General features: G+C 53.9%; 20 protein-coding genes. 10 read left to right on the top strand and 10 right to left on the bottom strand.

Annotated features, from left to right (window positions below; all coding sequences use genetic code 11):
- Positions 1-5 precede the first annotated feature (5 nt).
- The 5 genes from stjC to J4617_RS11225 form a co-directional block, all read right to left on the bottom strand.
- Positions 6-713 carry a fimbrial biogenesis chaperone StjC gene (gene stjC / locus J4617_RS11245; RefSeq protein ID WP_001112031.1) on the bottom strand — a complete coding sequence of 236 codons (708 nt, stop codon included), beginning with the start codon at positions 711-713 and terminating at the stop codon, positions 6-8.
- Between the two features lie 77 nt (positions 714-790).
- Complete coding sequence (locus tag J4617_RS11240) at positions 791-1,480, bottom strand: DUF1120 domain-containing protein (protein WP_000722275.1); 690 nt, start codon at positions 1,478-1,480, stop codon at positions 791-793.
- 47 nt (positions 1,481-1,527) lie between these two features.
- The gene (locus J4617_RS11235) at positions 1,528-2,217 is read right to left on the bottom strand and encodes a DUF1120 domain-containing protein (protein ID WP_000734707.1); all 690 of its coding nucleotides are present in this window, start codon (positions 2,215-2,217) and stop codon (positions 1,528-1,530) included.
- Between the two features lie 312 nt (positions 2,218-2,529).
- Entirely contained in the window at positions 2,530-3,546 is a 1,017-nt protein-coding gene (gene lplA / locus J4617_RS11230; protein WP_000209759.1) for a lipoate--protein ligase LplA, read from the bottom strand.
- 33 nt (positions 3,547-3,579) lie between these two features.
- Complete coding sequence (locus J4617_RS11225) at positions 3,580-4,224, bottom strand: YtjB family periplasmic protein (protein ID WP_000090067.1); 645 nt, start codon at positions 4,222-4,224, stop codon at positions 3,580-3,582.
- A gap of 116 nt (positions 4,225-4,340) precedes the next feature.
- Here J4617_RS11225 and serB point away from each other — a divergent pair, with 116 nt between their 5' ends.
- From serB to nadR, 3 genes are all read left to right on the top strand, one after another.
- On the top strand, positions 4,341-5,309 hold the full coding sequence (gene serB, locus J4617_RS11220) for a phosphoserine phosphatase (protein ID WP_001132983.1): 969 nt from the start codon (positions 4,341-4,343) through the stop codon (positions 5,307-5,309).
- A gap of 83 nt (positions 5,310-5,392) precedes the next feature.
- The gene (radA, locus tag J4617_RS11215) at positions 5,393-6,775 is read left to right on the top strand and encodes a DNA repair protein RadA (protein ID WP_001029720.1); all 1,383 of its coding nucleotides are present in this window, start codon (positions 5,393-5,395) and stop codon (positions 6,773-6,775) included.
- Positions 6,776-6,925: 150 nt separating this feature from the next.
- A complete protein-coding gene (gene nadR, locus J4617_RS11210; RefSeq protein ID WP_000093829.1) occupies positions 6,926-8,158 on the top strand; it encodes a multifunctional transcriptional regulator/nicotinamide-nucleotide adenylyltransferase/ribosylnicotinamide kinase NadR in 1,233 nt (410 codons plus the stop codon).
- Positions 8,159-8,275: 117 nt separating this feature from the next.
- Here nadR and ettA read toward each other — a convergent pair whose 3' ends face one another.
- Entirely contained in the window at positions 8,276-9,943 is a 1,668-nt protein-coding gene (gene ettA / locus J4617_RS11205; protein WP_000046770.1) for an energy-dependent translational throttle protein EttA, read from the bottom strand.
- Positions 9,944-10,151: 208 nt separating this feature from the next.
- On the opposite strand from ettA, the gene sltY reads away from it, so the two are divergent.
- Together sltY and trpR are read left to right on the top strand one after the other, a co-directional pair.
- Positions 10,152-12,089, top strand: coding sequence for a murein transglycosylase (sltY, locus tag J4617_RS11200; protein ID WP_000373272.1), 1,938 nt, complete (start codon positions 10,152-10,154; stop codon positions 12,087-12,089).
- Between the two features lie 57 nt (positions 12,090-12,146).
- Positions 12,147-12,473, top strand: coding sequence for a trp operon repressor (trpR, locus tag J4617_RS11195; protein WP_000192003.1), 327 nt, complete (start codon positions 12,147-12,149; stop codon positions 12,471-12,473).
- Positions 12,474-12,574: 101 nt separating this feature from the next.
- On the opposite strand, the gene yjjX is transcribed toward trpR, so the two are convergent.
- The gene (gene yjjX, locus J4617_RS11190) at positions 12,575-13,090 is read right to left on the bottom strand and encodes an inosine/xanthosine triphosphatase (RefSeq protein ID WP_000554315.1); all 516 of its coding nucleotides are present in this window, start codon (positions 13,088-13,090) and stop codon (positions 12,575-12,577) included.
- 48 nt (positions 13,091-13,138) lie between these two features.
- Here yjjX and gpmB point away from each other — a divergent pair, with 48 nt between their 5' ends.
- Positions 13,139-13,786, top strand: coding sequence for a 2,3-diphosphoglycerate-dependent phosphoglycerate mutase GpmB (gene gpmB, locus J4617_RS11185; RefSeq protein WP_000942363.1), 648 nt, complete (start codon positions 13,139-13,141; stop codon positions 13,784-13,786).
- Here the strand turns inward: gpmB and robA are convergent.
- Positions 13,783-14,652, bottom strand: coding sequence for an MDR efflux pump AcrAB transcriptional activator RobA (robA, locus tag J4617_RS11180; protein WP_000371685.1), 870 nt, complete (start codon positions 14,650-14,652; stop codon positions 13,783-13,785). The two genes, gpmB and robA, sit on opposite strands and share 4 nt — an antisense overlap.
- Positions 14,653-14,863: 211 nt before the next feature.
- Between robA and creA the strand changes: the two genes are divergently transcribed.
- From creA to creD, 4 genes are read left to right on the top strand one after another with little or no spacing between them, the layout of a single operon-like run.
- A complete protein-coding gene (gene creA / locus J4617_RS11175; protein WP_000875811.1) occupies positions 14,864-15,337 on the top strand; it encodes a protein CreA in 474 nt (157 codons plus the stop codon).
- A gap of 12 nt (positions 15,338-15,349) precedes the next feature.
- Positions 15,350-16,039: a two-component system response regulator CreB gene (creB, locus tag J4617_RS11170; RefSeq protein ID WP_001187047.1), complete on the top strand. Its 690-nt coding sequence runs from the start codon at positions 15,350-15,352 to the stop codon at positions 16,037-16,039.
- The gene (gene creC, locus J4617_RS11165) at positions 16,039-17,463 is read left to right on the top strand and encodes a two-component system sensor histidine kinase CreC (protein ID WP_001748835.1); all 1,425 of its coding nucleotides are present in this window, start codon (positions 16,039-16,041) and stop codon (positions 17,461-17,463) included. The genes creB and creC overlap by 1 nt, the downstream gene beginning before the upstream one ends.
- A 57-nt stretch (positions 17,464-17,520) precedes the next feature.
- Positions 17,521-18,870, top strand: a complete 1,350-nt coding sequence (creD, locus tag J4617_RS11160) for a cell envelope integrity protein CreD (protein WP_000920394.1) — start codon at positions 17,521-17,523, stop codon at positions 18,868-18,870.
- Between the two features lie 57 nt (positions 18,871-18,927).
- Here the strand turns inward: creD and sthE are convergent, their stop codons facing one another.
- Complete coding sequence (sthE, locus tag J4617_RS11155; protein ID WP_001253765.1) at positions 18,928-20,013, bottom strand: fimbrial major subunit SthE; 1,086 nt, start codon at positions 20,011-20,013, stop codon at positions 18,928-18,930.
- A 40-nt stretch (positions 20,014-20,053) separates the two neighbouring features.
- Positions 20,054-20,611: a fimbrial protein gene (locus J4617_RS11150; RefSeq protein WP_017465674.1), complete on the bottom strand. Its 558-nt coding sequence runs from the start codon at positions 20,609-20,611 to the stop codon at positions 20,054-20,056.
- Positions 20,612-20,623: the final 12 nt, after the last annotated feature.

Raw genomic sequence — 20,623 nt, 5'->3', positions numbered from 1 at the left:
TCTCATCACGGCACCAGCGGTGAGGTAAAGCTGGGGACTTCAATGCCGTAACGGCTGGCAGGGTAAAAACGTACGGATGTATCAGCAGCAAGGGGCGTTTTTATACTGACGTTCAATGTTTCGCCGGGCAGAATATAGGTTTTTTTAATCGTGCCTTCGCCCCCGGAAGGTAAGAAGGTAATATTTTGGGCTAAACGTACAACGTAGGGAGACGGATTTTTGACGTTGATTGTTTGTCCGTTTCTGGACCAGGTTAATAATTTCCAGGCATCAGTAACGACCGGTAGATTTTTAGGACGAATTAATACCGGCAAATCCTGGCGTAGATTAAAACCTATTTTCATTCCCTTATTGGTAGATTTCGGAGGAATACCTTCAAACGTGACGCGCTTATAGTGCTCGACGGCGAGCGGTTCCGTGCTTTCCATAATAAAGCGTAGTTGCTGCTGCTGGCCTGCTTCAACGCGAACAACCGGTTGAGTGACATCCAGCTTCACACCATTGTCGTCAGGTAAATCAACGACGGTGGTATATAACAAAGCCGGATTGCTGTCGGTGTTTTTAACATTCATTACGCCGCTGTGTGTGGATTCTTCAATCACCAGTAGCGTAGTTTCCGGTACCATGCCGGCAGCGTTAGCCTGTGAAAAGAGTGTTGAAAAAACAAAGGGGACGCTGAGTAATAATAATGGAAGTTTAGTCACTGCTGGCATCAGAGTTAGTCCTTTAATTTTAATCTGTCTCCCCATAATAAGGGAGACAGATCAATAACCTTTTTACACGGTCTGGATCAGAGATATTTAAGCGTGATGGTTGCCTGACCATCCAGATCAGTATCATCAGTAATGGCCAGCGTTGCAGTATCCTGAATAGCCAGTGAGGTTTTCAGCGGGAAAATGGCGAGGGTATACGGAACCGGTTCGGTGGTGCCTTTTGTAGCAACGGTAAACATTTCCATATTGCCGTTTTTGATAATCCCGGTGGAAGACTTCTGCCAGACTGGGCTATCAACGGTTCCTGAGATAGCGTCAGATTTTACACCATCAGCGGTAACGTTCGCGGTATCGGTATAAATAGAGAACGCGCCGATTTTTACACCTTCGGTTGTTTTGCCAACGCCGTAGGACATTGTGGTATCAGATACTATACTATTAGTCATATCGCCATTGGCTATGGAGATAACGGATGCGCCTGGGTGGGTGTCCGCACGGTCATCGGTAATAGTCCATGCTGCTTTGGTTGCAGACGGACAAGAGATACTCAGAGAGACATCTTTAGTACCCAGTTGGTTTACATCGGTTGCGGAAAGTGTGGCGAGGCGGATAGTACCGTAATCAACCACGCCGCCGCCGCTGAGTTCTGGGGTACAACCACCAACAACCAGTTGACCGGTGACTTTTAATACGGCAGTGGTGTCAGCATTCACGCTGGTTGTAGCAAAGGAAGCTGCAATTGCAGTAATAAGCAAAATTTTTTTCATTATAGTTCCATTAAAGAGGTGTTGAATATTCCATGTGAATGCTGGAGTTACAGATATACGAGTGTAAAGGTCGCCTGACCATCAAGCGTGGTGTTATCGGTAATAGCCAGTGTGTCCGTTCCCTGTATAGCGGCAGCTACGCGTATAGGAAATGTTGCGGTGGTAAAAGCAACGGGGCCATTTTCATCGCCGACACTATATGTATTGGGGGTTGGAAATGTATTTGTAAGCGCAACGTATTCGTTCATTGCTAAAGCCCAGACACCAGGATTCGAATCATTTGTCGTTACCATCTTCGTCTTAACTCCATCGGCGGTCGAATTATTCGCGTCTATGGAGAGGCCGTATGCACCAATCTTGATACCATCTGCTGTTGTACCCAGACCTAGCTGATAGTTTGGTATTCTATTGTTCTGACCGCCAAATGTTGCGTTATCGATAGTCAGCGTTGTCGCCGAATCGCCATGATTGTCGGTAGCGACCCAGCCAACTTTTGCCGGTGCAAGGCACTGAATCGTGAGTGTTATATCTTTGTATCCCAGTTGATTCGTCTGAGTTGGCAGCAGATCGCTAACGGCTTTAGTACCGAAATCTACAACGCCACCATCACTTAACTCTGGTATACATGCGCCGTTGGTTAAAACGCCAGTCAGTTTTAATACAGCAGTGGATTCAACCGCTTGCGCTGAAGTTGATAATCCTATTATGACAGAGGTCGCTATTAATAATTTTTTCATCAGTAATCCCTAACGATTAAGTATATTTCCAAATGACATGTAATGCGCGGGGCGGGATTCTATGAAGATAATAATATGTTGTAAATTTAATAAAATTAAATCTTGGTTAAGAAAAACTTTAATCATCATTGGTGATGATAAATGGTTTATAATTCGCTGGGTTTATGAAGTGCGGGGAAATAATATTAATTTTAAAGAATATAGTAGTTAGTGAGTGTGTTTTAACTATTTGTGCTATTCACTCATTTTTCAGAATATGTTGTTATGTTTAAATAATATCAGAGACACATTCGTCTCTCTGATATTATTCATTTAGCGCACGGCTTCTGCAATCCACGCCGACAGTTCCCGCAGTTCTTTTTCCTGCTCCGGGAAATCAATCAGCAGCGCTTCACACGTTTCCTGTAGTTTATCCGCGCGGTACAAACACCCTTGCAGCCGCTCGGCCAGCGCTTCCAGCGGTGCCGGGTTCAGGCTATCGGTAAACACCTGCGCACGGGTAATCACACCTTTCTCGACGTCAAAATGCAGCTCGACGCCGCCCCAGGTGAAACGTTCGTCCAGTAGATGGCTGAACGCCGGTGCCTGGCCGAAATTCCACTCCCAACTGCTCTGGCGCGCAAAGGTTTCGGCAAAATTCGGCAGATCCGGCGTTTTATCCGGTGAAATCACTTCCGCGTCGACGCGTTCGCCGTAATGGGCGAAAAAGGCTTCCGTGACCGCCTGGCAGACCTGTTCATGGGTGATACCCGGTAATAGCTCGGTAAGATTGGCCACGCGGGAGCGAACGGAGGTGATTCCTTTCGCCGCAAGTTTCTTTTTATCGGGATTCAGATAGTTCGCCAGACGGCTGAGGTCGGCGTTCAACAGCAGCGTACCGTGATGGAAGCCGCGATCTTTGGTTTCGCGATAGGCTGAACCGGAGACTTTGCGATCGCCGTCCGGCGTTTTTACGACCAGATCGTTGCGTCCCGAAGCATCGGCCATGACGCCCAGCGAATTCAGCGCCGCGAGCACAATATGGGTGGAGATGGTTTTATCGTATTCCGGTTTACCGGCCATAAAGGTAAAACAGGTATTACCGAGGTCATGGAATACCGCGCCGCCGCCGCTGCTACGGCGGGCCAGACGGACATTATCTTCTTCCATACGCCGCGTATTACACTCTTTCCACGGGTTTTGCGCGCGTCCAATGACCACCGTATCCGCGTTGCGCCACAGGAACAGCACGCGCTGGGTGGCGGGCATCTGGCGGAAAATGCACTCCTCGACCGCCAGGTTAAACCAGGGATCGTAAGAGTCAGAAATAAGCAGGCGTAATGTTGTCATGGTGGTTTTCCTTACCTTTATTAAGCCGTCATTTTACTCTTTTTCCTCACGCTCTTCCTCTTCCGGAACAGGCTTGCTGGCCGTTAGCAGGAAGGGCGACTGCTGCCAGCGGGTGCGTTTACCTTGTAGCAAGGTGCGCGTCAGCACCACGCCTATCGCCAGCGAGAGTAGCAGCATCAGGCGTAGAATGTTGGTGGTGTTATCGACCTGCTTTGCTTCGGTGGCCAGCGTGTGGGTATCCAGCGTTAGACGCAGGTAGCCCAATGGGCCGTTTTTCCCCTGGATAGGCTCGACAATTTGTTGGTTAAAATAGCTGCCCGCTTTTTTGCCATCCAGCGCCAGCCTGTCGCGCACATTGACGCTTTCGCCAGCGCGAGTAATAAGATCGCCCTGTTCATCATAGACGCCGGCATCCAGAATACGGCTCTCTTGCGTGAGCTGACGCAGCACGGCGTTGATGCGATTTTCATCCGGTGTTTCGCTGCGCATCAGCGGGGCGATGTTGAGCGTCACCTGGCGCGCCAGCGTGCGGGCCAGCTCTTCCAGCTGCGGATTGCGCTGTCGCTGGTGGTTTTGACTAAACCAGGACGCGCCCTGCATGAGCGCGACGAGCAGTGTGAGACAGAACAATACAATGACTGCACGATGCAGCCGAAATTTCAGTTTTGCGCGAGCCATATTCCACCTGCTGAAAATTTGAGGCTTAATGTTGCCAGAAGCGATGGTTACAAGGTAGCCTCATGCGTTATTTTCCGCGGGGCGGTTACCGGCCTGAACGATTTACAGGAGCTTTAATGCCTAACATTACCTGGTGCGATCTGCCTGAAGATGTCTCTTTATGGCCTGGTTTGCCTCTTTCTTTAAGCGGCGACGAGGTGATGCCTCTGGATTACCATGCAGGCCGCAGCGGTTGGCTGCTGTATGGGCGCGGGCTGGATAAGCAGCGTTTAACTCAATATCAGACCAAACTGGGCGCCGCAATGGTGATTGTCGCCGCCTGGTGCGTGGAGGATTATCAGGTCATTCGTCTGGCGGGGTCGCTGACGCCGCGTGCGACGCGGCTGGCGCATGAGGCGCAGCTGGATGTCGCGCCGCTGGGTAAAATTCCGCATCTGCGCACGCCGGGGCTGCTGGTCATGGATATGGATTCCACGGCGATCCAGATTGAGTGTATCGATGAAATCGCTAAGCTGGCCGGTACCGGTGAAAAGGTGGCTGAAGTGACGGAGCGCGCGATGCGCGGCGAGCTTGATTTTACCGCCAGTCTGCGCAGCCGCGTGGCGACGCTGAAAGGCGCGGATGCCGATATTTTGCGCCAGGTGCGCGGGAATCTGCCGCTAATGCCAGGATTAACGCAGTTGGTGCTAAAACTGGAAGCGCTCGGCTGGAAAATCGCTATCGCCTCCGGCGGCTTCACTTTCTTCGCCGACTATCTGCGTGACCAGCTACGCCTGACGGCGGCGGTCGCCAATGAGCTGGAGATCATGGACGGTAAATTTACCGGTCACGTTATCGGCGATATTGTGGATGCTGAGTATAAAGCCAATACCTTGCTTCGTCTGGCGCAAGAGCATGACATCCCGCTGGCGCAGACGGTGGCGATTGGTGACGGCGCTAACGATCTGCCAATGATCAAAGCGGCAGGGTTAGGTATTGCCTTCCATGCCAAGCCAAAAGTAAACGAAAAGACGGAGATTACGATCCGCCACGCTGACCTGATGGGCGTGTTTTGCATTCTCTCCGGCAGCATGAACCAGAAATGATTAACCTGCCCAATGGCAAGGCGACCGTAGGCCGGATAAGCGTCAGCGCCATCCGGCAACAGCGTTAACGAAAGAGGTAAAACGTGGCAAAAGCTCCAAAACGCGCCTTTGTTTGTAATGAATGTGGTGCCGATTACCCACGCTGGCAGGGGCAGTGCAGCGCCTGCCAGGCCTGGAACACCATTACCGAGGTGCGCCTTGCCGCGTCGCCGACGGTGGCGCGTAACGAACGTCTGAGCGGATACGCCGGCAGTGCGGGCGTATCAAAAGTGCAGAAACTGTCTGACATCAGTCTTGAGGAACTGCCGCGCTTTTCTACCGGTTTTAAAGAGTTTGACCGCGTGCTGGGCGGCGGGGTGGTACCCGGCAGCGCCATTTTGATTGGCGGTAACCCCGGCGCGGGCAAATCAACGTTGCTGCTGCAAACGCTGTGCAAGCTCGCCGAGCAGATGAAAACGCTGTACGTCACCGGCGAAGAGTCGCTACAGCAGGTGGCGATGCGTGCGCACCGTCTCGGCCTGCCGACGGCGAATCTGAATATGCTCTCCGAAACCAGCATCGAGCAGATCTGCCTGATAGCGGAAGAAGAACAGCCGAAACTGATGGTGATCGACTCCATACAGGTGATGCATATGGCGGACATCCAGTCGTCGCCAGGCAGCGTCGCCCAGGTCCGCGAAACGGCAGCCTACCTGACGCGCTTCGCCAAAACGCGCGGCGTGGCGATCGTGATGGTCGGCCACGTCACCAAAGACGGGTCGCTGGCGGGGCCGAAAGTGCTGGAACACTGTATCGATTGCTCAGTATTGCTCGACGGCGACGCCGATTCTCGTTTCCGCACGCTGCGCAGCCACAAAAACCGCTTTGGCGCAGTCAATGAGCTGGGCGTCTTCGCCATGACCGAACAGGGGTTGCGCGAAGTGAGCAATCCGTCCGCCATCTTTTTAAGCCGTGGCGATGAGGTCACTTCCGGCAGTTCAGTGATGGTCGTCTGGGAAGGCACGCGACCGTTGCTGGTGGAGATTCAGGCGCTGGTCGATCACTCGATGATGGCGAACCCCAGACGCGTGGCGGTCGGTCTGGAACAAAACCGTCTGGCAATCCTGCTGGCGGTGCTACACCGACACGGCGGTCTGCAAATGTCGGATCAGGACGTCTTCGTTAACGTGGTCGGCGGCGTGAAAGTCACCGAAACCAGCGCGGATCTGGCTTTACTGCTGGCGATGGTCTCCAGCCTGCGTGACAGGCCGTTGCCGCAGGATCTGGTGGTGTTTGGCGAAGTGGGGCTGGCAGGCGAGATTCGTCCGGTGCCGAGCGGGCAGGAGCGTATTTCCGAGGCGGCGAAACACGGTTTTCGTCGGGCGATTGTGCCTGCCGCCAACGTACCGAAAAAGCCGCCGGAAGGAATGCAGGTGTTCGGTGTTAAAAAGCTCGCAGATGCGTTAAGCGTGTTTGACGACTTATAATTCGCTGTATGTAGTGATGTTGTATAATTTGCCGGATGGCGACGCAATGCGTCTTATCCGGCCTACGGATTGATACGGATTGATGTTGTAGGCCTGATAAGCGAAGCGCCATCAGGCAGTGTTATGCGATTTTTCCAGCAGGAGGCTCTTGTGTCATCGTTCGACTATCTCAAAACCGCGATTAAGCAGCAAGGTTGCACTCTGCAACAGGTGGCTGACGCCAGCGGTATGACCAAGGGGTATCTGAGTCAGTTACTTAACGCCAAAATCAAAAGCCCCAGCGCGCAAAAACTGGAGGCGCTACACCGTTTTCTCGGGCTGGAGTTTCCCCGCCGGCAGAAAAACATTGGCGTGGTGTTCGGTAAATTTTATCCATTGCATACCGGACACATCTACTTGATCCAGCGCGCCTGTAGCCAGGTGGATGAGTTGCACATCATTATGGGATATGACGATACGCGCGACCGCGGGCTGTTTGAGGATAGCGCCATGTCGCAGCAGCCCACCGTGTCGGATCGCCTGCGCTGGTTGCTGCAAACCTTCAAATACCAAAAAAATATTCGCATCCACGCCTTTAATGAAGAGGGGATGGAGCCTTATCCGCATGGCTGGGACGTCTGGAGCAACGGCATTAAAGCGTTTATGGCAGAGAAGGGAATACAGCCGAGCTGGATCTACACTTCCGAAGAGGCTGATGCGCCGCAGTATCTTGAGCATTTAGGGATTGAGACGGTGCTGGTCGATCCTGAACGCACGTTTATGAATATCAGTGGGGCGCAAATCCGCGAAAATCCGTTTCGTTACTGGGAATATATTCCTACCGAAGTGAAGCCGTTTTTCGTGCGTACCGTCGCGATTCTGGGCGGGGAATCAAGCGGCAAGTCTACGCTGGTCAATAAGCTCGCCAATATTTTTAATACCACCAGCGCCTGGGAATATGGCCGCGACTATGTCTTTTCGCATCTGGGCGGCGATGAGATGGCGTTACAGTATTCCGACTACGATAAAATTGCGCTGGGCCATGCGCAATATATTGATTTCGCAGTGAAATATGCGAATAAAGTGGCGTTTATCGATACCGATTTCGTCACCACCCAGGCATTTTGCAAAAAATACGAAGGACGCGAGCATCCCTTTGTCCAGGCGCTGATCGACGAGTATCGCTTCGACCTGGTGATTTTGCTGGAGAATAATACGCCGTGGGTAGCTGACGGACTGCGAAGCCTGGGCAGTTCAGTGGATCGCAAAGCGTTCCAGAACCTGCTGGTCGAGATGCTGAAAGAGAACAACATTGAGTTCGTTCACGTTAAAGAGGCTGATTACGATGGTCGCTTTTTGCGCTGTGTGGAACTGGTGAAAGAGATGATGGGCGAGCAGGGATAAGAACCAATGCCTGATGCGACGCTTACCGCGTCTTATCAGGCCTACAGTTTCACAACGTACTGGAATCGCTGGGTTTGTAGGCCGGGTAAGCGCAAGCGCCACCCGGCATTCAGACATTTATTTGGCAATACGCTTGTACTTGATACGCTTCGGCTCCAGCGCCTCGGCGCCCAGCGTGCGTTTCTTGTACTCTTCGTATTCGGTAAAGTTGCCTTCGAAGAATTCCACCTTACCTTCATCCTGATAATCCAGAATGTGGGTGGCGATACGGTCAAGGAACCAACGGTCGTGCGAGATAACCATCGCGCAGCCAGGGAACTCCAGCAGGGCGTTTTCCAGCGCGCGCAGGGTTTCGATATCCAGGTCGTTCGTCGGTTCGTCGAGCAGCAGGACGTTGCCGCCCACCTGCAGCAGCTTCGCCAGATGCAAACGACCGCGCTCACCGCCGGACAGTTCGCCAACGCGTTTGCCCTGATCGACGCCTTTGAAGTTGAAGCGGCCTACATAGGCGCGGCTTGGCATTTCAGTGTTGCCGATCTTCATGATATCCAGCCCGCCGGACACTTCTTCCCAGACGGTTTTGCTGTTGTCCATCGCGTCGCGGAACTGATCGACCGAGGCCAGCTTGACGGTTTCACCCAGCGTAATGGTGCCGCTATCGGGCTGCTCCTGACCGGACATCATGCGGAACAGGGTCGATTTACCCGCGCCGTTTGGCCCGATGATCCCGACGATAGCGCCTTTCGGCACCGAGAAGCTCAGGTCGTCGATCAGTACGCGGTCGCCGTAGGATTTACGCAGGTTGCTGACTTCAATGACTTTGTCGCCCAGACGCGGTCCTGGTGGAATAAACAGTTCGTTGGTTTCGTTACGTTTCTGATACTCAACGCTGTTCAGTTCTTCAAAGCGAGCCAGACGCGCCTTACCTTTCGACTGACGGCCTTTCGCGCCCTGACGCACCCACTCCAGCTCTTTCTCAATGGATTTACGGCGCGCCGCTTCGGCAGACGCTTCCTGCGCCAGACGCTGATCTTTCTGCTCCAGCCAGGAGGAGTAGTTGCCTTCCCACGGAATACCTTCGCCGCGGTCAAGTTCCAGAATCCAGCCGGCGACGTTATCGAGGAAGTAACGGTCGTGGGTAATCGCCACGACGGTACCTTCGAAGTCGTGCAGGAAACGTTCCAGCCACGCAACAGATTCGGCATCCAGGTGGTTGGTGGGTTCGTCGAGCAGCAGCATGTCCGGCTTTTCCAGCAACAGACGGCACAGCGCCACGCGACGGCGCTCGCCGCCGGACAGTTTTTCGACTTTGGCATCCCAGTCCGGCAGACGCAGAGCGTCAGCAGCGCGCTCAAGCTGCACGTTCAGATTATGACCGTCGTGCGCTTGGATAATCTCTTCAAGTCGGCCCTGCTCTGCGGCCAGCTTGTCGAAGTCGGCATCCGGATCGGCATACAGCGCGTACACTTCATCCAGACGTTTGAGGGCGTTAACCACTTCCGAAACGGCCTCTTCAATCGACTCGCGTACCGTGTGTTCCGGGTTTAGCTGAGGTTCCTGCGGCAGGTAGCCAATCTTAATGCCGGGCTGCGGGCGCGCTTCGCCCTCGATATCTTTATCGAGCCCCGCCATGATGCGCAGCAGGGTAGACTTACCGGCGCCGTTAAGGCCCAGCACGCCGATTTTGGCGCCAGGGAAGAAGCTCAGCGAGATGTTTTTCAGAATATGACGTTTCGGCGGAACCACTTTGCCGACACGATGCATGGTATAAACGAATTGAGCCACGTTGGACTTCGCCTCTATGTTTATCGTGATGGTGAATAGATGTCAAAGGCGAAGTGTAGCCTTTTTCCCTGCCTAAGCCCAGCCAGCAGATCGCACTCGCAATAAAAGTAAAAAAGTGTCCGTAACGTGGCGCAAATGGCTATGACTGGTTAGCATAAATTCATTACGCGGCATGATGCTGCATTGGATAACAATTGAGGAAGTGCTTGTGGATAGAGCCAAACCATTTGTCTGGCGTCTCGTCGCCGCCAGCGTATGCCTGCTGACCTTTTGTCACCTCGCGCGGGCCGACTCACTGGAAGAGCAGCGTAACCGCTATGCGCAGATTAAGCAGGCCTGGGACAACCGCCAGATGGATGTGGTAGAGCAGATGATGCCGGGTCTGAAAGATTATCCGCTCTACCCGTATCTGGAATACCGTAAGATCACCGACGATTTGATGAACCAACCGGCGATTGCTGTCACGCAGTTTGTGCGCGCCAATCCTACGCTTCCGCCTGCGCGTACGCTGCAATCACGCTTCGTCAATGAGCTGGCGCGTCGTGAAGACTGGCGCGGCTTGCTGGCGTTTAGCCCGGAGAAACCCGGCACCACGGAAGCGCAATGTAACTATTACTACGCGAAATGGAGTACCGGGCAAACGGAAGCGGCCTGGCAGGGCGCGAAAGACCTTTGGCTGACCGGCAAAAGTCAGCCGAATGCCTGCGATAAACTGTTCAGTGTCTGGCGGGCCTCCGGCAAGCAAGACCCGCTGGCGTATCTGGAACGTATTCGGCTGGCGATGAAAGCCGGAAATACGGGGCTGGTTACGGTGCTGGCCGGACAGATGCCGGCGGAATATCAAACGATCGCCTCAGCGATCATTACCCTGGCTAATGACCCTAATAACGTGTTGACCTTCGCACGCACCACCGGCGCCACCGATTTTACCCGCCAGATGGCGGAAGTCGCGTTTGCCAGCGTCGCCCGCCAGGACGCGGAAAATGCACGTCTGATGATCCCCTCGCTGGTACAGGCGCAGAAACTTAATGAGGAACAAACGCAGGCGCTGCGCGATATCGTTGCCTGGCGACTGATGGGCAACGATGTGACCGATGCGCAGGCGAAATGGCGCGATGACGCGATTATGCGCTCGCAATCGACGTCGCTTATCGAACGGCGCGTGCGCATGGCGCTGGGGATGGGCGATCGTCGCGGTCTCAATACCTGGCTTGCCCGACTGCCAATGGAGGCGAAAGAGAAAGACGAGTGGCGTTACTGGCAGGCGGATTTATTGCTGGAACGCGGTCGTGACGCCGAAGCGAAAGAGATCCTTCATGCTTTAATGCAGAAGCGCGGTTTTTATCCGATGGTCGCGGCGCAGCGTTTAGGCGAAGAGTACACGCTTAAAATCGATAAAGCGCCCGCCAACGTAAACAGCGCGTTGACGCAGGGGCCGGAGATGGCACGTGTACGGGAGCTGATGTACTGGAACCTGGATAACACGGCGCGCAGCGAATGGGCGAATCTGGTAAAAAGCCGTAGTAAATCTGAACAGGCGCAGCTGGCGCGCTATGCGTTTAACCAGCACTGGTGGGATCTGAGCGTACAGGCGACGATCGCCGGAAAACTGTGGGATCATCTGGAGGAGCGTTTCCCGCTGGCGTATAACGATCTTTTTACCCGCTATACCCGCGGAAAAGATATCTCACAAAGCTATGCCATGGCGATTGCCCGCCAGGAGAGCGCCTGGAACCCGAAAGTAAAATCGCCGGTAGGGGCCAGCGGCTTAATGCAGATTATGCCGGGAACGGCCACCCATACGGTGAAAATGTTTTCGATTCCGGACTACCGCGGCCCCGGCCAACTGCTGGAGCCGGAGACCAACATCAACATTGGCACCAGCTATTTGCAGTATGTCTATCAGCAGTTTGGTAATAACCGTATTTTCGCCTCGGCGGCGTATAACGCCGGGCCGGGGCGCGTGCGCACCTGGCTTGGCAATAGCGCCGGGCGTATCGATGCCGTAGCGTTTGTCGAAAGCATTCCCTTTTCGGAAACGCGCGGCTACGTGAAAAACGTTCTGGCCTATGACGCTTACTATCGCCACTTTATGGGACAGAAAGAGGCCTTAATGAGCGACTCTGAGTGGCAGCGACGGTATTAATGCAGACGGGTTATGTTATCATTTGTACTCGTGTAACAGTACAAACGGCGGTATAACATGACCCAGCATTCCCCTTATTCATCGGCTATCGCCGAACAACGTAATCAGGAGTGGCTTCGTTTTGTGGAGTTACTCCGTCAGGCATATGCAGAGGATCTGCATCTGCCTTTATTACAACTGATGCTTACGCCGGACGAGCGTGAAGCGCTGGGAACGCGCGTGCGCATTATTGAGGAGTTGCTGCGTGGCGAAATGAGCCAGCGCGAGTTGAAAACCGAGCTGGGGGCGGGCATCGCCACCATCACGCGCGGGTCAAACAGCCTGAAATCCGCGCCGGTTGAACTGCGTCATTGGCTTGAGAACGTACTGCTGAAAAACGCCTGATTTGCTCGTAGGCCGGATAAGGCGAAGCGGCCATCCGGCAACATCGCCGCGAAATGCCTGATGGCGCTGTGCTTATCAGGCTTACAATATAGCGCAAATAATTATCGATACACCGCGTTATGAAACGGGCTGAGCGCCAGGATCACCGCCTGGTAGTAAACGCTGGAGCGCGTTAATTTTCCGGCGGTAAATACGCCAATGGCGCCCTCTTTACGACCAATCTCATCAATACCTGTGTACTGCGACATTACCGGGCCAAGCGCTTCTCCCTGGCGGACTCTGTCGAGAATGACGGCGGGCAGCGGCAGCGTGGCCGATCGCGCTTCACCGCGCTGAACGCCGTTATCAATCACCACCCAACTGAAGGTGGCGTCATCGTCAATTCCGGCTTCAATGGCTACCCAGAAATCAGCTTGTGGATGCAGGCGTCGCGCATTACCCACGCGATTTCGTGCGCCAGCACGCGTTTCCTCGCTTCCGAAGGGCTGCTCCGGTACGCCGCTCTCGACGGCGACGGGCGTAATATGGCACGATCCTTCGCCGAAAATCTCTTCAAATGCCTGTAGAATTGCCTGAATTTTGGCAGGATTGGTGGTCGCAGAGATAACCTGGTGCATAATTAAGCTCAGTTTTAAAAATTTATCGCAGTATAACGGAAAAAAAACATGTTACAGGTATACCTTGTTCGCCACGGTGAAACGCAGTGGAACGCCGAGCGACGTATTCAGGGTCAATCGGACAGTCCCCTGACAGCAAAAGGCGAGCAGCAGGCCATGCAGGTAGGAGAACGCGCCCGCAGCCTCGGCATCACCCATATCATCAGCAGCGATTTAGGCCGCACAAAACGCACGGCGGAGATTATCGCCCAGGCGTGCGGGTGTGATATCACCTTTGACTCCCGCCTGCGCGAGCTGGATATGGGCGTGCTGGAAAAGCGCCAGATCGATTCGCTGACGGAAGAAGAAGAGGGCTGGCGCCGTCAGCTGGTCAACGGCACGCAGGATGGCCGCATTCCCGGTGGGGAATCGATGCAGGAGTTGAGCGATCGCGTTCATGCCGCGCTGGCGTCCTGTCTGGAGCTACCGCAGGGCAGCCGACCTTTATTGGTCAGTCACGGTATCGCGTTGGGCTGTCTGGTCAGTACTATACTGGGACTACCCGCCTGGGCGGAACGCCGGTTACGTTTGCGCAACTGCTCTATTTCCCGCATCGATTACCAGGAAAGCCAGTGGCTGGCGTCTGGGTGGGTGGTAGAAACCGCAGGGGACGTTTCGCATCTGGACGCCCCTGCATTGGATGAGCTACAGCGTTAACGACGAATCGGGATCAGAAATTCGCAGCGCAGGTTGATAGGGCGATCGCCGGTTTTGGTATCTTCTGACGGGTAGTATCGCTCTATATCCTGCCCTTTACGACGGGTCAGATTCAGCATTGGCATACAGGTGCCGTAAACGGTCAGGATAAAATCCTGCACGCCGGTTCCTAACCCTTCATAGGTGAACATGACGTATTCACCGCCCTGCAACAGCACGGGATGCGCCGACTGAACATAGCCATCGGCCTGCTCTTGCGGCAGTGCGGTGGTATAGAATACTTCCTGCTCATCGTCTTTCTCCATGCTGGGGCGCGTTTCATTAAGCCCATAAAGCACTGGCGGAATAGTTGGCGAATGACCGAGGAAATCATGCCAGAATTGCACGCGCATTTCGTGGCGGAAGTCGGAAATCTGTTCCAGCGAGCAGGAATAGCTCTGCGTGACGCCAAGGAGCGGCGTATCTTCCAGCGTAACGAACTGATGTTCCGGCACGGTAAACTCGCCCAGCCGTAATGGCGGGCGAATGCCAAAGGCGCTCCATTCCGAGGAGCGACGGTACAGCGCTGGCGTCTGGGAAAACTGTTTCTTAAAGGCGCGCGTAAAGGTTTGCTGAGAATCGAAGCGGTACTGAAGAGCAATATCCAGAATTGGACGTGCGGTCAAACGCAGCGCCACTGCTGATTTCGATAAACGACGGGCGCGGATGTAAGCGCCAATGGCGTGGCCCGTCACGTCCTTAAACATTCTCTGCAGGTGCCACTTGGAATAGCCTGCTTTTGCCGCCACATTGTCAAGTGACAGCGGCTGATCCAGATGACCTTCCAGCCAGATTAACAGGTCGCGAATTATGCCAGCCTGATCCATAAAATATCCCCATCCTTTCAACAACGAGCACCCGATATCAGGTAAGAGGATAATAGCATTTTTTGTTCTTTTAGCATTCAGTGTTTTTTTTGAGCTTAAATGCTTTTTTTAGGCAACGTGACAGGTAATTATTCTAATCCTGTGATCTATAACCATTTTATTTTAGAATGTCTAATAATTACGCAACGTAACTTTTATGAATGGTAACAATATGAAATACAAGAGCTTAGTACTTTTCTCAATTTTGTTGCTGCTGGGGCAGAGCGCCCGTGCGGAACAAATTGGTTCAGTCGATACGGTATTTAAAATGTTCGGTCCTGACCATAAAATCGTGGTGGAAGCTTTTGACGATCCTGATGTCAAAAACGTGACGTGCTATGTTAGCCGGGCGAAAACGGGCGGCATAAAAGGCGGATTAGGGCTGGCGGAAGATACGTCTGACGCCGCCATCTCTTGCCAGCAGGTCGGGCCTATTGAACTGAGCGACAAAATTAAGAACGGCAAGGCGCAGGGAGAGGTGGTGTTCAAAAAACGCACCTCATTGATATTTAAGTCATTGCAGGTCGTGCGTTTCTATGATGAGAAACGCAACACGCTGGCGTATCTGGCCTACTCCGACAAAGTAGTCGACGGGTCGCCGAAGAACGCCATCAGCGCGGTGCCGGTCATGCCGTGGCGACAATAACAGGGAAAGAGTATGCAGCAACCGCAGGTCTGGTTAGTCGAGGATGAACAGGGAATCGCCGATACGCTCATCTACACCCTGCAACTGGAAGGGTTTACCGTTGAGCTATTCGCTCGCGGGCTGCCCGCGCTGGAAAAAGCGCGTCAGCAACGGCCGGATGCGGTGATTCTCGATGTGGGACTACCGGATATCAGCGGCTTTGAGCTGTGTCGGCAGTTGCTGGAACGCCATCCTGCGCTGCCGATTCTTTTCCTGACTGCCCGTAGCGATGAAGTGGATCGATTGCTTGGTCTGGAGATCGGCGCAGATGATTATGTCGCCAAGCCGTTCTCGCCGCGCGAAGTGAGCGCCCGCGTGCGCACGCTGCTGCGCCGGGTGAAAAAGTTTGCTGCGCCGTCGCCGGTGGTGCGTACCGGACATTTTGAACTCAATGAACCGGCGGCGCAGATCGCCTGGTTTGGTACGCCGCTCTCGCTGACGCGTTATGAGTTTCTGCTCCTTAAAACCCTGCTGCTGTCGCCGGAACGCGTGTACTCGCGTCAGCAATTGATGGATATTGTCTGGTCTGATGCCCAGGAGACCTTCGATCGGACGGTCGATACACACATCAAAACCCTGCGCGCTAAACTACGCGCGATCAATCCGGAGCTCTCGCCAATTAACACGCATCGTGGAATGGGATACAGCCTGAGGAGCGTCTGATGCGCATCGGAATGCGTTTGCTGCTGGGCTACTTTCTTATTGTCGCCGTCGCCGCCGTGTTTGTGCTGTCTATCTTCGTTCAGGAGATAAAGCCGGGCGTCCGCCGCGCGACGGAAGGGACGCTGATTGACACCGCAACGCTGCTGGCGGCGCTGGCCCGCGACGATCTCCTTTCCGGCAACCCGACTGGCGGCCAGTTGGCGAAGGCATTCGCCCAGCTGCAACATCGCCCGTTTCGCGCCAATATCAGCGGGATCGTCAAAGTGCGCAATGAATACCATGTCTACATGACGGATGCGCAGGGGAAGGTGTTGTTTGATTCGGAAAACAAAGCGGTGGGGCAGGATTATTCTCGCTGGAATGACGTCTGGCTTACGCTGCGCGGACAGTATGGCGCCCGCAGCACGGCAAAAGATGCTGCCGATCCCAATAGCACCGTGATGTACGTAGCCGCGCCGATAATCAGCGATGGACGGATTATCGGCGTCCTGTCTGTCGGTAAACCGAATGCGGCAATGGCGCCGGTGATTAAGCGCAGCGAACGGCGCATTCTGTGGGCCAGCGCCGTTTTACTGGGAATTGCGCTGGCGATTGGCGCGGGGATGGTCTGGTGGATTAACCGCTCCATCGCCCGGTTGACGCGCTATGCGGATTCCGTCACCGAAAACCGCCCGCTTGCGTTACCTGCATTAGGCAGCAGCGAGCTGCGTAAACTGGCGCAGGCGCTGGAGAGTATGCGCATTAAGCTGGAAGGCAAGAATGACATTGAGCAGTACGTGTATGCGTTGACTCATGAGCTGAAAAGTCCACTGGCGGCGATACGCGGCGCGGCGGAGATTCTGCGTGAAGGACCGCCCGCGGATGTGGTTACCCGCTTTACAGAGAATATACTGGCGCAAAATACGCGAATGCAGGCGCTGGTAGAAACCCTGCTGCGCCAGGCGCGGCTGGAAAACCGACAGGATATCCCTCTCGCGCCGGTTGCTGTTGATGAGCTATTTACGCAGCTTAGCGAGGCGCGCAGTATTCAGTTGGCGGCAAAAAAGATCACGCTTACTCTACGGCCTTCCTCGCTGGTTGTCGTCGCCGACGCGGAGCTTCTGGCGCAGGCGCTGGGCAATGTGTTGGACAATGCCATCGACTTTACGCCTGAAAATGGCGTTATCACATTAAGCGCTCAGCCGATGGGGGAGAAAGCGATCCTGCAGGTGACGGATTCCGGCTGTGGTATTCCTGATTTTGCGCTGCCGCGCATTTTCGACCGATTCTATTCGTTGCCCCGTGAAAACGGGCGTAAAAGCAGCGGGCTTGGGCTGGCGTTTGTCAGCGAGGCGGCGCGGCTCCTCAACGGTGAGGTGACGTTGTGCAATCGTCCCGAAGGCGGCGTGCTGGCCTCGTTGACACTTCACCGTCACTTCACATAACTTCAAATTCTCCCCACATCGCGTTCTTACACTGCTGGCATTGCAAAGGAGAACGCTATGTTGAAATCCCCCCTGTTGTGGAAAATGATTACGTTAGGCGGCGCCATGATCCTGCTGTTAATTCCCCTGATGATGGTACGGCACACCATCGTGGAGCGTGCTGATTATCGAAGCCATGTGGAGAATGCTATTCGTCAGAGTACCAGCGGCCCACAAAAGGTTGTCGGCCCGCTGGTGGCGATTCCGGTGACAGAGCTCTATACCGTGCTGGAAGAGGAGAAAGAGGTCCAGTATAAGCGCAGCTATCTCTATTTTTGGCTGCCGGAGTCGCTATTGGTCGAAGGCAATCAAAACGTTGAAGCGCGAAAAATAGGTATTTATCAGGGGCAGGTGTGGCATACCGATATGGCGATAAAGGCGGAGTTTGATGTGGCCCGTCTGCATGAGCTGAACAGACCGAACATTACCCTTGGAAAGCCCTTTATCGTCGTGGGCGTCGGCGATGCGCGCGGTATCAGCGCAGTAAAAGCGCCGCAGGTGAATGGTGAAATGCTCACTGTAGAACCGGGGACCGGCTTACCGGAAAGTAGAGAGGGCATTCATATCCCGCTGCCGGACAGTCAGTGGGCGACGCGCAACCTGACGTTGGCGATGTCGTTAAATTTAAGCGGAACCGGCAGCTTTTCACTGGTTCCCGTCGGGCGTAGCAGTGAAATGACCCTGACCAGTAACTGGCCGCACCCAAATTTTGTGGGGGATTTTCTTCCCGGTAAACGCGAAATCAGCGGTTCAGGATTTCAGGCCCAGTGGCAAACCAGCCGGTTTGCCACGAATCTCGGCGAACAGTTTGCTGATGCGCAAAAGGTGGATTGGGACAACTTACCGGCGTTTAGCGTCGCTGTATCGACGCCAGCCGATCAGTATCAACTGACGGACAGAGCGACGAAATATGCCATTTTGTTGATTACGCTAACGTTTATGGCTTTCTTTGTCTTCGAAACCCTGACGGGGCAGCGGTTACACCCGATGCAGTATCTGCTGGTGGGGTTATCGCTGGTGATGTTCTACCTGCTGTTGCTGGCACTGTCGGAACATATCGGTTTCACGCCAGCCTGGATCGCCGCAAGCCTGGTGGGCGCGTTGATGAATAGCGTTTATTTGCAGGCGGTGCTGAAAGGATGGCGCAATAGCGTACTGTTTACGTTAGCGTTATTGGCGCTGGATGGCGTGATGTGGGGATTGCTGCGTTCGGAAGATAGCTCGTTGCTTCTGGGTACCGGCGTTCTGCTACTGGCGCTTGGCGGCGTGATGTTCCTGACGCGCCATCTGGACTGGTATTCGCTCTCTTGTCAGCAACGTAAGTCATTACCGCCAGTAAAAGATGACGAATTACGTTTGTGGAAATAAATATAACGGGCGCGCGCGTTAACGTTTTCCCGCGCAGCGCCAGAAAATGTGATGCCGTTAGTTATAGGTCAGGTTTAATGTTGCCGTGGCATTCGCTTGCCCAGCCGTTACCGTGGCGGCGGTTTTATAGTAGCGCGCGCTAATTTTCAGGGTGGTCGACATATTCATGGTTCCGCCGTTAACCGTCTGGCTGCCATCGGCATTGGTGGTAATCGTGTGAGTAAAGAGATCAATTTTTTGATTGATTGGCAAACTGTCGGTAAAGAAACCGGCGTCCGGCGCCTGAATACCCAACTGTACGCCAACGCCGGTTGCGCTGGTTGGCGCGCTCGCATTGCTCAACTGGATGACTGAATTATCAGGGTTATTTCCGCTGGCAGGCTGGGCGCTTAACGATGCGGAGATAGCGGTGCCTTGTTCGCAGGTCAATAAGATATCCTGCTCGCCTGTGCCCGCGGTTTGACTGTTAGCGAAACTGCCTAAATTGACGCTGCCTAAATCCACGGTGATGGCAGGTGTTTCTACCCGACATCCCATCGCTTTCATAATCAATTGCGTATTCCCCAAATACAGATGGGTCAGGATATCGCCGCCGGAGTCTTCCGTTGCGCTATCGCGAAAAGATACGCGCGCCAGTGGGCTTTGGAATGTCGCGGTACCGGAGGTGATCGGACCGCCTAAGGCGACCAGTTCAACATTGTAGGCGGGAGCCATCGCATGGTGTGTTTTATTGCCATCGCCATTATGGTAGGTATTATCGATTGGCATGACATTATCGTAAGGGCCAGCATTCGTTTGGGTTTTAATCGCAACGCCCACGCCGGAAATCCCGGTGCTAAATACCGGCGTGTTGTTCCCGTCATTCGCATTGATTGTCGCTGATGTATTTGACTGCGCGCTACCGGGTTCATATAAAAAACCGACCTTATAATCGCGACTACAGCCATCCATTGTGACTTCGGAGGTGGAAACCCAGCCCGATTGCCACAACACCTCGCCTGCGGTATAGGCGTGGCTATCCACCACAAGCTGCGACGGCGGGGTGATAGTGATCGCGCCTTCATTTCCGGAACGTTTACAGGAGGCGTAACCATGACCGGAATACGCGAACAGCAGAATAAGCGCCAGATATAACCTTCTCATGAAAAATTCCTGCTTTTATACCAGGTGAAATAGAAAGATGTTATTGCCATGCGATAGTGATCGTCACAACGGACGTGAAATCCCCTGCCGTGACTTTTCCATACGGGGTATACATCCTTGCGGCGACAGGCAAATTGGCTTCATGGGTATTACTGTTGATATCCACCGTGTAAGTGACGTTGTTGGCCAGATTGACCAGACTTTTACCGTCCAGGTTAAAAAGCTGTAATCCTAAATCCTGCGCCGGATTGGCCGCGCTGTTTGCATAAATCGCAGAAGCATAATTTGGATCGGGATAAGGTACGCCGTTAAATGAAATCGCGGCTTTTGTGGTCGTTGCCGGGCAATTCGTCATTTTTATGGTGAAAGGAATGGTGGCGGTATTGCCGCCGGCCACGGCGATATCCGCCCGGGCATATTGTCCAAGAGAGAGCGTGTCGGGGACCGTCACGGTACACGGATCGGCATAAATTAATCCCGCAACGTTAATGTCTACGGCATCTGCGGTATTGTATGCCGCGCTGATCGATGGCGACCATAATGCCAGACCCGTGAACGTTAACAGGGCGGCTAATGCAGCAAATCTGTTCATATTCATCTTTTATCCCAC

It is taken from the genome of Salmonella sp. 32010601201800023SM (genome assembly GCF_017572235.1).
Taxonomy (GTDB): domain Bacteria; phylum Pseudomonadota; class Gammaproteobacteria; order Enterobacterales; family Enterobacteriaceae; genus Salmonella; species Salmonella enterica.
The sequence above is the reverse complement of the archived record's forward strand: the minus strand, read 5'-3'. Positions and strand labels throughout refer to the sequence as shown.

Excerpts from the sequence above, each read along its gene's own strand:
- stjC (WP_001112031.1), bottom strand. The coding sequence starts at position 713 with ATGCCAGCAGTGACTAAACTTCCATTATTATTACTCAGCGTCCCCTTT.
- J4617_RS11240 (WP_000722275.1), bottom strand. The coding sequence starts at position 1,480 with ATGAAAAAAATTTTGCTTATTACTGCAATTGCAGCTTCCTTTGCTACA.
- J4617_RS11235 (WP_000734707.1), bottom strand. The coding sequence starts at position 2,217 with ATGAAAAAATTATTAATAGCGACCTCTGTCATAATAGGATTATCAACT.
- lplA (WP_000209759.1), bottom strand. The coding sequence starts at position 3,546 with ATGACAACATTACGCCTGCTTATTTCTGACTCTTACGATCCCTGGTTT.
- J4617_RS11225 (WP_000090067.1), bottom strand. The coding sequence starts at position 4,224 with ATGGCTCGCGCAAAACTGAAATTTCGGCTGCATCGTGCAGTCATTGTA.
- serB (WP_001132983.1), top strand. The coding sequence starts at position 4,341 with ATGCCTAACATTACCTGGTGCGATCTGCCTGAAGATGTCTCTTTATGG.
- trpR (WP_000192003.1), top strand. The coding sequence starts at position 12,147 with ATGACCCAGCATTCCCCTTATTCATCGGCTATCGCCGAACAACGTAAT.
- yjjX (WP_000554315.1), bottom strand. The coding sequence starts at position 13,090 with ATGCACCAGGTTATCTCTGCGACCACCAATCCTGCCAAAATTCAGGCA.
- gpmB (WP_000942363.1), top strand. The coding sequence starts at position 13,139 with ATGTTACAGGTATACCTTGTTCGCCACGGTGAAACGCAGTGGAACGCC.
- robA (WP_000371685.1), bottom strand. The coding sequence starts at position 14,652 with ATGGATCAGGCTGGCATAATTCGCGACCTGTTAATCTGGCTGGAAGGT.
- creA (WP_000875811.1), top strand. The coding sequence starts at position 14,864 with ATGAAATACAAGAGCTTAGTACTTTTCTCAATTTTGTTGCTGCTGGGG.
- creB (WP_001187047.1), top strand. The coding sequence starts at position 15,350 with ATGCAGCAACCGCAGGTCTGGTTAGTCGAGGATGAACAGGGAATCGCC.
- creC (WP_001748835.1), top strand. The coding sequence starts at position 16,039 with ATGCGCATCGGAATGCGTTTGCTGCTGGGCTACTTTCTTATTGTCGCC.
- creD (WP_000920394.1), top strand. The coding sequence starts at position 17,521 with ATGTTGAAATCCCCCCTGTTGTGGAAAATGATTACGTTAGGCGGCGCC.
- sthE (WP_001253765.1), bottom strand. The coding sequence starts at position 20,013 with ATGAGAAGGTTATATCTGGCGCTTATTCTGCTGTTCGCGTATTCCGGT.
- J4617_RS11150 (WP_017465674.1), bottom strand. The coding sequence starts at position 20,611 with ATGAATATGAACAGATTTGCTGCATTAGCCGCCCTGTTAACGTTCACG.